8 protein-coding genes are annotated in these 15,075 nt (G+C 35.5%); 1 reads left to right on the top strand and 7 read right to left on the bottom strand.

From position 1 onward, the window contains the following. Nucleotides 1-3: 3 nt before the first annotated feature. Nucleotides 4-2,607 (top strand): DUF6923 family protein, encoded by a 2,604-nt coding sequence (locus tag AC2DZ0_RS09130; RefSeq protein WP_484641409.1) that lies wholly within the window; start codon nt 4-6, stop codon nt 2,605-2,607. Nucleotides 2,608-2,672: 65 nt separating this feature from the next. Here AC2DZ0_RS09130 and AC2DZ0_RS09125 read toward each other — a convergent pair whose 3' ends face one another. From AC2DZ0_RS09125 to AC2DZ0_RS09095, 7 genes are all read right to left on the bottom strand, one after another. Continuing rightward, nucleotides 2,673-3,557 (bottom strand): PorP/SprF family type IX secretion system membrane protein, encoded by an 885-nt coding sequence (locus AC2DZ0_RS09125; RefSeq protein WP_484641407.1) that lies wholly within the window; start codon nt 3,555-3,557, stop codon nt 2,673-2,675. A 38-nt stretch (nt 3,558-3,595) separates the two neighbouring features. Continuing rightward, nucleotides 3,596-11,011, bottom strand: a complete 7,416-nt coding sequence (locus tag AC2DZ0_RS09120; RefSeq protein WP_484641406.1) for an MBG domain-containing protein — start codon at nt 11,009-11,011, stop codon at nt 3,596-3,598. A gap of 77 nt (nt 11,012-11,088) precedes the next feature. Continuing rightward, on the bottom strand, nt 11,089-11,505 hold the full coding sequence (locus AC2DZ0_RS09115) for a tail fiber protein (RefSeq protein WP_484641405.1): 417 nt from the start codon (nt 11,503-11,505) through the stop codon (nt 11,089-11,091). A 101-nt stretch (nt 11,506-11,606) separates the two neighbouring features. Then, entirely contained in the window at nt 11,607-11,963 is a 357-nt protein-coding gene (locus tag AC2DZ0_RS09110) for a T9SS type A sorting domain-containing protein (RefSeq protein WP_484641403.1), read from the bottom strand. 105 nt (nt 11,964-12,068) lie between these two features. Further along, nucleotides 12,069-12,416 (bottom strand): hypothetical protein, encoded by a 348-nt coding sequence (locus AC2DZ0_RS09105; RefSeq protein WP_484641401.1) that lies wholly within the window; start codon nt 12,414-12,416, stop codon nt 12,069-12,071. Nucleotides 12,417-13,095: 679 nt separating this feature from the next. Then, nucleotides 13,096-13,668 (bottom strand): phage tail protein, encoded by a 573-nt coding sequence (locus tag AC2DZ0_RS09100; protein WP_484489744.1) that lies wholly within the window; start codon nt 13,666-13,668, stop codon nt 13,096-13,098. Nucleotides 13,669-13,863: 195 nt separating this feature from the next. Continuing rightward, on the bottom strand, nt 13,864-15,048 hold the full coding sequence (locus AC2DZ0_RS09095; protein ID WP_484641399.1) for a pyridoxal phosphate-dependent aminotransferase: 1,185 nt from the start codon (nt 15,046-15,048) through the stop codon (nt 13,864-13,866). Nucleotides 15,049-15,075: the final 27 nt, after the last annotated feature.

Raw genomic sequence — 15,075 nt, 5'->3', positions numbered from 1 at the left:
GAGATGAAAACACAATTACTAATCAATCAAATGCGTTGGAAAATAAGTGTTATTTTTTGTATTTGTTTAACTTTTACGCTTAACGCTCAGGAAGAGCCTTTTAATTGCGACTACAACGCTTATCTTTTTCAGTATAATGATGTATATGCAATAGATTTAGCTTCAGGTAGTGCTTATGAAGTTGCTACGGACATCACACCAGGAAAAATTAATGCTGCTGGATACAATCCTGCCGACGGATACATATGGGGGTATGTTTCAGAGCCTGCTAGTTCAATAGTTAGGATCGGTAAAAATTTTAATGTCTCAATTTTTGAGATACCGGAATTACCAACAGGAGGAAGGTACGTAGGAGATGTAAGTTCTTCTGGAATTTATCATTTCAAAGGAGGTGGTACTACTTATTATAAAGTAAATCTTGATCCTGAATCAGAAAACTATATAAAATACGAAAGCACAAATACCTTATCTGCAAATATTAGCATTCATGATTGGGCGTTTAATGCTGTGGATGGAATGTTATATACCGTTGAAAAGAATACAAACCATTTGTATCGAATAAATGGAGATACAGGAAGTGTACAAGATTTGGGTGAGGTACCTATCTTGAAAGGATTAAAGTATACTTATGGTGCGGTTTATTTTGATGCGTCTGGACGTTTTTATGTTTCAGCAAATCAGACAGGTACTATTTACATTATTTATGATGTCCAGGACATAGAAGCAGGGGGTGCGATGAATTCCAATCTTTTCGCTTATGGTCCTTCTAGTGCAAGTAATGATGGGGCTAGATGTCCAACTGCGCCAGTACCACAAGAAGATTGTATCAATGGAATTGATGATGATGGAGATGGTTTAGTGGATTGTGATGATCCATCTTGTTCGGGTGTTTCTAGTTGTCCAGTTTTAGTTCCTGTAGTTTCTAGTGGTAATGATGGAGGTTTAGAAAGTAACGATAGGCTTTCTCAACAAATCAATCAAAGAAACTATATGAGAAGTAAGAATAGTTACAGGTTTTCTAAAAAATCTGCGAAAAAAGTAACAAAAGGAAATAGTTATAAAATGGCAAAATCAGCCGATAATTTTGGGTTGATTGATTTAATTCCATTAGAAATTTTGCCGGAAACAACAGCAATTGAATCGTCTCCAAGTGATTTAATTCAAATGACTAATGCTAGTGAATTATTTTCTGTTGATTATGTGAAGAATAACGAAACTGTCGCGGTAGTTTTAGCTAGTGTTACAGAGAATGGAGTTTACGAGCATACCAAATATATATGCGATCGATTGCTAGGAAGTGAATTACTTTCTGTTTCAACCATCGAGCTAAATGAGGTAACATTTATCAAATCGATTATTAAAAATGTTGATGGTTCGATAGAATTTGTTTTGAGTTTTTCAGGAAAGTTAAATGACGATGAATCTGGTTTTGAGATTGATAGTCATTGGAATATTGATAAATATACAGCCGATGCTAAATATTATAATTTCCAAATATGGACCAATAAAATTGATGATTTGGTGTTGTTAGGAGAGGAAGTATTAAATTTATTCGAAGCGCAAAAGCCAATTAGTTTATATGATAATTCAGCACCACCGCCTGTATTTGTTAAAAAAGGAAAATATGTGAATGGAATGATTGAATTAGAATTGGTAAATACGAATTCTAGTAAAAAGATTCAGTTTGATGCTGGTTTTAAAAGAACAGAAACTAGTGAAACCGAAAATATTAGTGAAGAAATAAACTTGCAAGAAGGATATTTAACACACATGACTTTAAATACAGGAGCGTTATTTGATATAGGTTTCAGAATTCAAAATGATACAGGGGAAACTTCTGATGATTTATTTATGTCAGATGGTCCATGGGGATTAGATAGTTCTCAAGAAGGTACAGAAGTTGGTTCCTTTGAGATTACGGAAAATGAAACGAATTATGAGGGTAGTGGGTTACGAATTGAAAGAGATTTAAGTTTTAAAGCAAATATTACTTCTTATGTTTCTGCTTACAGAGCGTTTACACCTCGTTTTAAATCTGTTAACCTTTCCGATTATAATGTGTTGGAGTTTGATGCTAGCGGAACTGGTGAAATTGAAATTACGATCGTAAAAGAAAGTATTGAGGATTGGGCAGATCAATATAGAACAACAATACCATTGGACGGTACATTTAAGCATTACCAATTGCCTTTGTCATATTTTAGTTCTAAAGCATCTAAAGGTTTGATGATCGATGATGCAGTGTCAATCGTGATAACAATGGCTTCTGATGGTGTAACTGAAGTAGAAAAAGAAATAAACATGAAAAATATTTCTTTTGAAACTAAAGACGTGGAGGATTATTCTTTTACCAAGGATAAAGCAGTTGTTTTCCCAAATCCAATAGTAACAGATGCACAAGTTAGTTTTTATACTGAAAGTTTATCAGAATGTAAAATTGAAATATTTAACCTAACAGGTTCATTAGTGAAAGCATTAGAACCTCAAACTTCTTTAGGTTACAATCAATTAAATATATCTAAAGAAGGTCTAAGCTCAGGTATTTATTATTTAAAAGTATCTACGGATACGAAAAACTTTGATACAGTACAATTGATAATCAACTAGCAAACTAATTCAAATGAAAAAAGCTCGTAAACTTTAGTTTACGAGCTTTTTTTTGTTGAACTATTTTAATTCCATTTGTACTTTAGAATTAATTCTACGGATGATGCGTTGTTCGTATCATATAGTTTTGATGTACTGATATCATAGCCTAGTCCAAATCTAAAGTTGTTTTTAGTACTCATTAAAGCGTATAATGAAACAGATTCATCAACTCTGTAGTTAACTCCTACTGTAGCCTTATCATGAAAATCAAATGTTGAGAATATATCATAAGAAGTAGGAGCTCCTTCGACTACTCTAGCCATTATACCGGGAGTTAAAGTTGTTGATTTGTTCAGGGTAAATATATATCCTCCTCCAAGGTAAGCATGGAAGGCATTTAATGCAGCAATGGGTACATTTCCGTCTTTTTCATATCGTTTCCCGTTCAGGAAATTAGGAGTAGATATGGTGATGTAATAGTTTTGACTTTTTAAATGTAAACCGGCTCCTATCTGCGGATTAAACGCACTTTCGTTAGAGCCAAATAAAGGGTCTAATTCAGGAGCACCAGTATTGGTCAAGTCTATATTCGTGAAAGCTCCACCTGCTTTAATACCAAAGGTCAAAGACTCATTCTTTGTCAATTGAACTTTGTAAGAAAAATCTATCGCTACATCTGTTTCAGCTAAAACAAAAACTTTATCGTTAATTATTGATACTCCTATTCCCATATTGTTTTTAAGGGGTTGAGAGTAGGTTAATGTTTGAGTTTCTGGAGCATTCGGCACTCCTATCCATTGACTTCTGTAAGCTAAATTAATTTCAGTGAATTCTTCGGATCCTGCGTAAGCAGGGTTTATAATATTCATATTAAAATTATACAAGGTAAAGTTTGGGTCTTGTTGAGCTTCTGTTTTTGAGATGTATAAAACAGTGAATATCAGACTTAAAATTTTAAAATATTTCATTTTTTTTATTTTTTATTTTTATTGGAATGATATATGAATTAATAATTGATGTAAATCCATCCTGAAACCATCTTGACTCCATCAACATTAAGATCGATTGTGAAGTAATAAGCGCCAACGGGTAGTTTTCCATTTCCTAATCCAGCAGACGAAGTTCCGTCCCAAGTATTATCATAATTGTCTTTGGCATATACTAGCCTTCCAGATCTGTTAAAGACTTTTACAGAGTTGTTAGCAAAGTTTTCAATATCTCGAATAGTCCAAGTATCATTTATTCCGTCCCCATTAGGTGAGAAACCATATTTGGTTTTTTCTGTAATCTGAGTTGTGTCGGCATAACCATCATTTTCATCATCAGAATCACAAAAGTCAGGTATGTTGTCCAAATCACTATTCGTTGTAGAAACGATAATTTCAAATTCATCAGAAGAATTACTTGTATTGTTGGAACTATCTGTTGCTGTTGCGGTAATGTTATATTCACCATCTATTTGAACAGTAGAACTTAAGTCTAAAGTCCAGTTACCATTGCTGTCTGTGTTCGTAGTTCCAACATTTGCATCGTTAATAAATACATTTACCGTGCTTTCATTTTCTGCTGTTCCCGTAATTACAAATGTGTTGTCAGCTGTAGCAAGAGTTGTTTCGGAACAAGTGTAGTCAGCAACTTCCACAATTATTGGACTACTAGGAGCGGTAATATCCGCTGTTGCAAAACTCCAAATATCTTTGGTGTTTACTCCACTGAAATTATTGTCATAGCTATCTTTAAAGGCAGTTCCTTCGATTTCTATATAAAATAATGTTTCACTTGGTAGATCGTCCGTAGGGTTTATATTTACAACGTTTGAAGTTATATTTACTTGGTCGGAAGTTACATCTATGGTAGCTATAGTGCTATTATTAAGATGGTTCTTTACTAGTATATTTCCTGTTCCTTTAACAATTTCCTCTGAAAATGAAATTTCCAAATTGCTACCCGGTGCAATATCAGTGGATCTATGATTTGGCGATATTGTTACTATTGTTGGAAGTACTGTATCGTCGCTGGTAAAGTTCCAATCTGTTTTGTTATTAAAACCAGTCCATCCATTTCCTGATAGATCTTCAACAGCTCCAACGGGTACTATAACATAAACTTGTGTTGTTTGCGGTAACTCGAGCGTTGGTGTGATTGTTATTTTTTTCCCTGATACAGTAACATTTGTGCTTGACACTGCTATTGTTTCAAGTAATGAATCATCATTGGAATTAATAAGTAAAATGTCTCCAGTACCTTTTTGAATATCATTATTAAAGACAATCTCTAAATTTATGTCAGGATCTACTCTTTCGGTTCCTGTTGATGGATTCGTGTTTTCAGTAAGTGCCAATGTTGGTTCCTCTAATAAAGTAGTGAATTCTTTTGCACCTCCATATAACTCTGAAGAGGCTAATGATTTATTAGATGTAAATATTCTAATCTTTCCTGAAGGAGTTTCAACAATAATGTAGGTTTGAAAATAGTACGTGGTATAAGGGTCAAGACCAGTGATGGTCATTTGAAAAGGACCGCTCACAGAAGAGTCTGCTAGTTGAGTTACATCGGAACCTCCAATTTGAGGGTCTGTGTTTGAAGATGAATATACAATACCTCTTTCGGTTACATTCGCTTCACTTGAAATCTGACCTTCTATTATTATTGCTTTTGAAGAACGACCCAAAGCACCTGTTGTTAATATCAATGAGATGTTAAACCTATTGCTTATAAAGGAAAGGTCATAGTTCTCACCTAAGGTTAAATCTCCGATGAGGATATCGTAAATACCTGCAGACTCCCCAGTGTTTCTCGTTAATTCTCCAGAAAATGTATCTCCACTGACCAAACTTCCTGAAGTGATTTGGTATGTGAATTCAGGGTCGTTTTCTCCTGATATTTTAGATAATTCATCGGCAGTTATGGTCAAAGGTTTTTTAGTAATAGTTAAGTTTTCCGGTACAAAAGTAATATCATAATTACTATTGTTCAGAGTTGAACTAATTGCATAAGTTCCGACATCTGTACCTGCTGCTCTTGATAAGCTTCCTGTTAATACATCAGCACCTTCTAGCGTTGCAGTATAAGTAAGTGTAGGATCGGCATCACCATATACTTTAGATGTCGCCTCTGCAGTTATGGTCAAAGGTTTTTTAGTAATGGTTAAGTTTGCCGGTACAAAAGTAATATCATAATTACTATTGTCTAGTGTTGAGCTAATAGCATAAGTTCCGACATCTGTACCTGCTGCTCTTGATAAGCTTCCTGTTAATACATCAGCACCTTCTAGTGTTGCAGTATAAGTAAGTGTAGGATCGGCATCACCATATACTTTAGATGTAGCCTCTGCAGTTATGGTCAAAGATTTTTGAGTAATGGTTAAGTTTGCCGGTACAAAAGTAATATCATAATTACTATTGTCTAGTGTTGAGCTAATAGCATAAGTTCCGACATCTGTACCTGCTGCTCTTGATAAGCTTCCTGTTAATACATCAGCACCTTCTAGTGTTGCAGTATAAGTAAGTGTAGGATCGGCATCACCATATACTTTAGATGTAGCCTCTGCAGTTATGGTCAAAGATTTTTGAGTAATGGTTAAGTTTGCCGGTACAAAAGTAATATCATAATTACTATTGTCTAGTGTTGAGCTAATAGCATAAGTTCCGACATCTGTACCTGCTGCTCTTGATAAGCTTCCTGTTAATACATCAGCTCCTTCTAGCGTTGCTGTGTAGGTAAGGGTTGGATCAGTTGCACCATATACTTTAGATGTCGCCTCTGCAGTTATGGTCAAAGGTTTTTTAGTAATGGTTAAGTTTGCCGGTACAAAAGTAATATCATAATTACTATTGTCTAGTGTTGAGCTAATAGCATAAGTTCCGACATCTGTACCTGCTGCTCTTGATAAGCTTCCTGTTAATACATCAGCACCTTCTAGTGTTGCAGTATAAGTAAGTGTAGGATCGGCATCACCATATACTTTAGATGTAGCCTCTGCAGTTATGGTCAAAGATTTTTGAGTAATAGTTAAGTTTTCCGGTACAAAAGTAATATCATAATTACTATTGTTCAGAGTTGAACTAATTGCATAAGTTCCGACATCTGTACCTGCTGCTCTTGATAAGCTTCCTGTTAATACATCAGCACCTTCTAGCGTTGCAGTATAAGTAAGTGTAGGATCGGCATCACCATATACTTTAGATGTCGCCTCTGCAGTTATGGTCAAAGGTTTTTTAGTAATGGTTAGGTTTGCTGGCACAAAAGTAATATCATAATTACTATTGTCTAGTGTTGAGCTAATAGCATAAGTTCCGACATCTGTACCTGCTGCTCTTGATAAGCTTCCTGTTAATACATCGGCACCTTCTAGCGTTGCTGTGTAGGTAAGGGTTGGATCAGCTGCACCATATACTTTAGATGTCGCCTCTGCAGTTATGGTCAAAGGTTTTTTAGTAATGGTTAGGTTTGCTGTCACAAAAGTAATATCATAATTACTATTGTCTAGTGTTGAGCTAATAGCATAAGTTCCGACATCTGTTCCCACAGCTCTTGATAAGCTTCCTGTTAATACGTCCGCACCTTCTAGAGTTGCTGTGTAGGTAAGTGTAGGATCAGCCGCACCGTATACTTTAGATGTCGCCTCTGCAGTTATGGTCAAAGGTTTTTTAGTAATGGTTAGGTTTGCTGTCACAAAAGTAATATCATAATTACTATTGTCCAGAGTTGAGCTAATCGCATAAGTTCCGACATCCGTACCTGCTGCTCTTGATAAGCTTCCTGTTAATACGTCCGCACCTTCTAGAGTTGCTGTGTAGGTAAGCGTTGGATCCGCATCACCATATACTTTAGATGTCGCCTCTGCAGTTATGGTCAAAGGTTTTTGAGTAATGGTTAGGTTTGCTGGCACAAAAGTAATATCATAATTACTATTGTCTAGTGTTGAGCTAATAGCATAAGTTCCGACATCGGTACCTGCTGCTCTTGATAAGCTTCCTGTTAATACATCGGCACCTTCTAGCGTTGCTGTGTAGGTAAGCGTTGGATCCGCATCACCATATACTTTAGATGTCGCCTCTGCAGTTATGGTCAAAGGTTTTTGAGTAATGGTTAGGTTTGCTGGCACAAAAGTAATATCATAATTACTATTGTCTAGTGTTGAGCTAATAGCATAAGTTCCAACATCGGTACCTGCTGCTCTTGATAAGCTTCCTGTTAATACATCAGCACCTTCTAGCGTTGCTGTGTAGGTAAGTGTTGGATCAGCCGCACCGTATACTTTAGATGTCGCCTCTGCAGTTATGGTCAAAGGTTTTTTAGTGATGGTTAGGTTTGCTGTCACAAAAGTAATATCATAATTACTATTGTCCAGAGTTGAGCTAATCGCATAAGTTCCGACATCCGTACCTGCTGCTCTTGATAAGCTTCCTGTTAATACGTCCGCACCTTCTAGCGTTGCTGTGTAGGTAAGCGTTGGATCCGCATCACCATATACTTTAGATGTCGCCTCTGCAGTTATGGTCAAAGGTTTTTGAGTAATGGTTAGGTTTGCTGTCACAAAAGTAATATCATAATTACTATTGTCCAGAGTTGAGCTAATAGCATAAGTTCCGACATCCGTACCTGCTGCTCTTGATAAGCTTCCTGTTAATACATCAGCACCTTCTAGCGTTGCAGTATAATTAAGTGTAGGATCTGCTGCACCATATACTTTAGATGTCGCCTCTGCAGTTATGGTCAAAGGTTTTTTAGTAATGGTTAAGTTTGCCGGTACAAAAGTAATATCATAATTACTATTGTCTAGTGTTGAGCTAATCGCATAAGTTCCGACATCCGTACCTGCTGCTCTTGATAAGCTTCCTGTTAATACATCAGCACCTTCTAGCGTTGCAGTATAAGTAAGTGTAGGATCGGCATCACCATATACTTTAGATGTCGCCTCTGCAGTTATGGTCAAAGGTTTTTTGGTAATGGTTAAGTTTGCCGGTACAAAAGTAATATCATAATTACTATTGTCTAGTGTTGAGCTAATCGCATAAGTTCCGACATCCGTACCTGCTGCTCTTGATAAGCTTCCTGTTAATACATCAGCACCTTCTAGCGTTGCAGTATAAGTAAGTGTAGGATCGGCATCACCATATACTTTAGATAAAGCCTCTGCAGTTACCGTCAAAGGTTTTTTTCCGATAGTTAACGTGATGTCCTTTGAACTCGAACTGTATATTCCATTTGCTGCTTGAGAAGCTCGAATAGTAACGGTTCCGGTTTCTCCTAATGTCACAGTTTCATTGTTAGTTCCAGACAAAGTTGCTGTACCTGAACCACCTGCTACAATTGAATAACTAATAGTACCTGCTGAGTTAGATGTAGCTTCTAAGTTAAAATTGGCTTCCTTATAGGTTTTGCTGATATCAGAAAATGTGATTAGTGGTGTAACAGAGGGTGCCACTACATTTGAAATTGTAATATCTGAAGAAGTCCAGTTTTCTGCTGCGTCGTCTGGACGACCTGGAACAATTGTAAATATAATTTCTGCTACTGAATGAACAGGAGATGAATTATTGTTGTCAAAAAATGAAAATATAGAGGAACCTATGTTTGGAGCTAAATATTTATCAGAATTTAATGTCATGGTTCTAATTGTAGCACCTGTTTTGTCTTTAAAAACAACATTTGTTGATTGATCATATGTCCTACCAACTGGAGTGGCGGCACCCGAGTAAGAACTTACATTTAAGACATCTACCGTAAAGGACTCGGCATTTACCCCATCAGCTTTTATACTATATGTTTTTGTTGCTCCAAGTTCAGAATCATTGATATACATACCAGCACCATCATTTAACATTATGTTACTGATTACATAATTGCTATTGCTTGAATTCGTTTTAAAACCAGTACCACCAGAATCATTTGATCCCAAGCTAGTAAAATTACTTGTTCCTAATTGATGTGTAGAAAAACTAATATCACTTCCATATGCCGTTCCTGCTGAATTGGTCGCATAAGCTCTTACATAAATCGTAGTATTTGAAGGTAGTGACCCGACCATTTTTGAAAAAGATCCAGTAGAACTGCCAATAGAAACTTTATTGTTTGCTATTGTCGGGTTAGAAGTTGTAGCCCAAACGATTCCTCTTTCAGAAACAGAAGCTCCACCGTTACTAGTAATATTTCCCCCTAAATCTGCAGATGTTGTAGTAATATTGGTCTGAGTTGCAGTAGTGATGGTTGCCAATACAGCTGGAGTTGCTGTGGTAAATGTTTGAACTGCTCCGTAAGAAGTTCCAGCAGAATTTATAGCATAAGATTTATATGAGTATTGTGTACTTGAACTCAAACTACCAATGGATTCAGAAAAAACTCCAGTTCCTGTGCCATTGGTGTTTTTTGTAACACCAGTCCCATCAATCATTGGATTACTATTGGTACTCGTAATTGAGTAAACGATTCCTCTTTCGGTAATTGATGCTCCACCATTTGCTGTTGCATTTCCGGCTAGCGTAGCAGAGGTAGTTGTAATGCTGCTAGCTGCTGTTGTGGAAATTGTTGCCAGGTTAGCTAAAGTGGTAATGTCTATTTTGCTAGGGCTTACCTGTAGGTTTGGTGAGCCTTCATCATCTTGAGCAGTGGTGTACACATCGTAAGATGTACCTGGCGATAGATTTAAAACGTTAAAATTAGTATTGAATACGCCTGAATTTACAATAGCATTTCCACTTGTTACGGCAGATGCTCCTCCGCTACCAGTTCCATTTTTAACTTCTGAAGAAGTTGGTGCACTAGCACCATCAGCAACAATTACGTAGTATATTGTACCCGCTTCATCTATATCAGTAGCTAATGTAAAACCAGTAGTTGTTACTGAAGATCCATTTGGTGTACCGTTTTCAAAAATTGGAGCTGTTGTGTCTGAGACAACTGCTGTATCGTATTTAAAGTCATCAAGATAGAAATTAATGTCTGTACCTTGAATTCTAATTTCATCTATGTTTGAAAAATCAGAGTTTCCAGAAAGAATCTTTACACCGTCAAAATTTATAGCAACGGATGATCCTACCTTTGAGTTGTCTTTGTAAGCAGATATAGTACCATTTGCAACTGCGAAACCTGCATCTTTTAAATATAAACTAATTAGTTGAAATTCTGATCCATCTGTTTTTTTTATTGTCCATTGCGTGATTCCACCAATGTCTAAATTATCGTCATAAAGAGCAGGACTACCAGAGGTACTATGAGATCCATCATCAAAGGTAATGTCGTCCGGTGAACTAGAGTTAATGCTAAAAGTGAACCCACCTATGTCGGTAGAAGTTCCAAGTTGAGCATTGTCTGATAGACCGAGGCTAAAATTAATTGTAGTTTGGGAATTCCCAAGAGTTGAGAATAAAAATGAAAAAATGAAAAGTAAATAGTATGTTAGCAGAGTAGTTTTTTTCATGACGTATAAGAACTAGTAGATCAATGATTAAAGAAAAACACACTCTTTAGAAGAATCCAAGGAGTGTGTTTGAGGAGTTATTTTTTTGAAGGGTTTATTTTGTTCAAGGGTGTGATGTAATTGATAGCTATAGAGGGTTGAACATTGTTTACTCCAGCGCCTAGGTTTGTAACAATAATATTGATATACAGGTTGTTATCTGTGTTTGGAGTGACTTGAACCAAGTTGTTTGGTGCTCTATATGTGTTTATGGGAGCAGTATTACTTCTATCAATAATATAATTAGATTTAGTAAGTACATCTATTGTAGGCTCATTTGTTTTTGCAGTATCTAAGCTAGCAAGTGTTGCTTCTGTATTAGTTCCTGTAGCTACATGTATATGAGAAGGTAATTGGTTTGTCTCAGATTCAGATAATTCACCGTCACAATATGTCCAGCCTATTGGAGTAAAATTCCCACCAAACATAATTATTTGTTGGATATATGGTTTCATGATTTTTTTAGACAAAAATATCTAAGACGATTAAAAAAAATACTGAAGATTCCTTTAGCGTATGAAAATAATGTTTAAACGAGGTTTAAAAGGTGTAAGCGTTATCTTTTTATAAATCGACTGGTGATAATATTCTTGTCAGTAGTGACTTTTAGATAATAAATCCCGGTGGGGAGGTTTTGGACATTTATTGTCGAATTCTTTATAGAGCAGTTCTTTATAAGTCTTCCTGAAATATTGTGAATTCCAAGGGTTTTGATTTCTAATAGACTTGTAGATTTTAAAATAAGTTCTCTATGAACAGGGTTTGGGGAGATACTGATGTCAGGAGTGTTGTTATTAGAGCATATAAAAACATCAGATTTTTCAAGTGCCGTCTTTTCTTGGTTACCACTTGGTTTCATGGATACCAAACAAAAAATTAATGCAATCAATACTAGGGGGTAGAATTGTTTCATATTTATCATTTCCTTTCGCGTTTCGGCTGTTTGAATAATGACAAATATACAATCCCGTCTGAAAGGTGTCAATCCCTATGGAAGAGGAATAATACAACTCACTAGTTATAGGGAGTGCCGGTGTCTTTGAACAATATCCTCGTCTAATTTGGATAGATTGTATAAAGCTTTATTCCATTTTTTTGATTGAGTTGAAAGTTTATAAATGCTAAAGTAAATAAAGATACCGTATAGACCTATGAGTACAAGAAAACTGTATGAAATTGTTTTTACAAAATCCAACTGATTATCAAATAAATAATTCAATTTATGTCCGCTAAAGTTAAACATGAGCGTATAGCATACAGTCATACAGACTATAATGAATGGTGCAGATTTCTTTTTCTTTGCAATTGACTTTTTGTTCCTGTTGATCGCATTTTCAAATTCAATGATGTTTTGTAACTTTTTCATTGTCGTTGATTTATAAAATTGGCAACTATTAGGGGCAAGTTAAAATTAGAAAAAGATATTGTTAAATGAAAATTTGTGATGTAATTGTAAACAATTGTTTACAAACAACCTCGCTATTATCAATAATGTGTTTTCAAAAAAATATTTTTTGGCTGTCTTATTTGAATGCTTTCTTGATTTTATCGATAGCTTCTCTTATTTGTTCTTCAGAAGCAGCTTAAGACATATGTACACAATCTAGAGCTCCAAAATTTGATCCGTAACCGTTGCATTATTGTGTTTTCTAATAAGATTATTTTAATGTGTCATATTAAAAACGTTTACTTCACCAAGAACTCAGTCGAAGAAAAATCGCTAGAGCTTGCTGTTTTAGAGACTGTAAAATCATCACCTATAGCTAATTACTTATTTAGGTCAGTCAAACTAAACACAGCAATATTTTCTTCTATTCGGTAATTTTCTCCAATATTGAACCCTTTAAAACTTCTAAATTTGTGACTAAATTATTAGAAGCAGGTGCAATTTATAAGCTATAATCATAAATTCTTGTTTACTACCAAAGGTATATCAAAGTCCTAAATAAAGGTGCTATCTTGTTGTTATCATTATCGGAGTAGTTCGTCTTTTACAAAAAAAAAGCCAGATTTAATTCTGGCTTTTTGCTTAGGTTTATCGAGTTTTAGCTTCTTGAAGGGTAAGTTCCGGTCAAAGCAATGATGTAATTTACGCATCCAAATGGCTGCATATTGTTCACCTGCTGTCCACCACCAGTGTTCCCAATTGTTATTGAAACACTTCGATCACCCATTAAGGCATTGGCTGTGGGGTTATATGCATTAATCTCAGCTTTGGCATTTCTATCTATTTGATAAATTGGGCTTGCAGGATACATGCCTTTTGGGTCACTTGTTGTTCCTTCATTCGTTGAGGCTTCTATTTTTCCTGTTGCAACATGACTATGTGAAGGAATCTGCGCAGTGGTAAGAACATTATATTCCGTACCTGATCTTTGACCGAGTCTCCTTGTAGTTAAACCAGGGCCCGTACCGGGGTGTACTGCGGTTCTTCCTCTTAAATCCGGTAGACCTACAGTTGTTCTTCCATCACCACCGTAAATAGTTCCTATAACAGAATATAATGCTTGATTTTGGTTAATTGGTAATAATTGTCCGTCACAAAAAGCCCAGCCTCTTGGGGGGAAGTTTCCTGCGAACATTACTATTTCTCCGATTGTTGGATTGTCTAAAGCCATTTTTTAAAGTTTTTATTTATATTAGATTTTACAATACAAAGATTTGTATTATCTGTTTTGAAAAAACTAAAAATTCCTTGAGCGTTAAAAAACTTAAATTAAGAGTTGTGAAAAATGGTATGAGAAAAAATTATTTGGGAAATTAAAAAGCCTCAATCAAATTAATGATTGAGGCTTTTAGAAATTTAGCACTTTTTAAGCCAAAGCTTTTTTGATTCTATCAATAGCTTCTCTCAATTGTTCTTCAGAAGCAGCGTAAGACATACGTATACAATCTGGAGCTCCAAAAGCTTCACCTGTTACGGTAGCGACATTGGCATTTTCTAATAAAAACATAGAAAAATCAGAAGCGTTTTCAATTTTATTTCCCTTGATTGTCTTTCCAAAGAAATAAGAAATATCAGGGAATACGTAAAATGCACCTTCAGGAATATTAAGTTTAAATCCTTTGATTTTTCCTAATAAATCTAAAACAATATCTCTTCTTTTGTGAAACTCATCCACCATGTAACCAATTTTCGTTACTGGTGCATCTAAGGCAGTGATCGTAGCACGCTGAGCAATACAATTAGCACCAGAGGTTACTTGTCCTTGTAGTTTGTTACAGGCTTTAGCAATCCATTCAGGAGCACCAATATAACCAATTCTCCAACCAGTCATAGCAAAAGCTTTCGCTACACCATTTACGGTGATAGTTCTGTCATACATACTCTCTATCGCAGCAAAACTGAAGTTTCCAGCTCCATAGTTGATGTGTTCATAGATTTCGTCAGATACTACATAAATATTTGGGTGTTTTTCTAATACTTTCGCTAATGCTCTATATTCATCTTCAGAGTATATAGTTCCACTTGGGTTGTTAGGAGAGTTAAAGAAAATTAATTTTGATTTTGGAGTGATAGCAGCCTCTAATTGTTCAGGTGTGATTTTAAAATCTGTATCAATTGAAGAAGGAATCTCAACAAAACTAGCTTCAGCTAATGTTGAAATAGCTGAATAACTAACCCAGTAAGGTGCAGGTAATAAAACCTCGTCACCTGGGTTTAATAAAACTTGTGCAACATTGGCAATAGATTGTTTTGCTCCTGTTGAAACAACAATTTGATTAGGGTTGTAAGATAAGTTATTGTCTCTTTTGAATTTTTTACAAATAGACTCACGTAAATCTAGGTATCCGTTAACAGGACTGTAAGAGTTATAATTGTCATTTACAGCTTGGATAGCAGCGTCTTTGATAAACTCAGGCGTGTTGAAGTCTGGTTCCCCTAAACTTAAACTGATAATGTCTTTTCCTTGTTCTTTCAATTCTCTTGCTTTAGCAGCCATTGCTAAAGTTGCAGAAGTTGGTAAGCTGTTAATTCTGTTTGATAATTGTTTCATTTTTGATAAATGTTGATTATTTGATAT

Source organism: Flavicella sp. IMCC45668, from assembly GCF_057219105.1.
The sequence above is the reverse complement of the archived record's forward strand: the minus strand, read 5'-3'. Positions and strand labels throughout refer to the sequence as shown.

Coding starts and splice junctions, on each gene's coding strand:
- AC2DZ0_RS09105 (WP_484641401.1), bottom strand. CDS start 12,416: ATGAAAAAGTTACAAAACATCATTGAATTTGAAAATGCGATCAACAGG.
- AC2DZ0_RS09100 (WP_484489744.1), bottom strand. CDS start 13,668: ATGGCTTTAGACAATCCAACAATCGGAGAAATAGTAATGTTCGCAGGA.
- AC2DZ0_RS09095 (WP_484641399.1), bottom strand. CDS start 15,048: ATGAAACAATTATCAAACAGAATTAACAGCTTACCAACTTCTGCAACT.
- AC2DZ0_RS09125 (WP_484641407.1), bottom strand. CDS start 3,557: ATGAAATATTTTAAAATTTTAAGTCTGATATTCACTGTTTTATACATC.
- AC2DZ0_RS09115 (WP_484641405.1), bottom strand. CDS start 11,505: ATGAAACCATATATCCAACAAATAATTATGTTTGGTGGGAATTTTACT.
- AC2DZ0_RS09120 (WP_484641406.1), bottom strand. CDS start 11,011: ATGAAAAAAACTACTCTGCTAACATACTATTTACTTTTCATTTTTTCA.
- AC2DZ0_RS09130 (WP_484641409.1), top strand. CDS start 4: ATGAAAACACAATTACTAATCAATCAAATGCGTTGGAAAATAAGTGTT.
- AC2DZ0_RS09110 (WP_484641403.1), bottom strand. CDS start 11,963: ATGAAACAATTCTACCCCCTAGTATTGATTGCATTAATTTTTTGTTTG.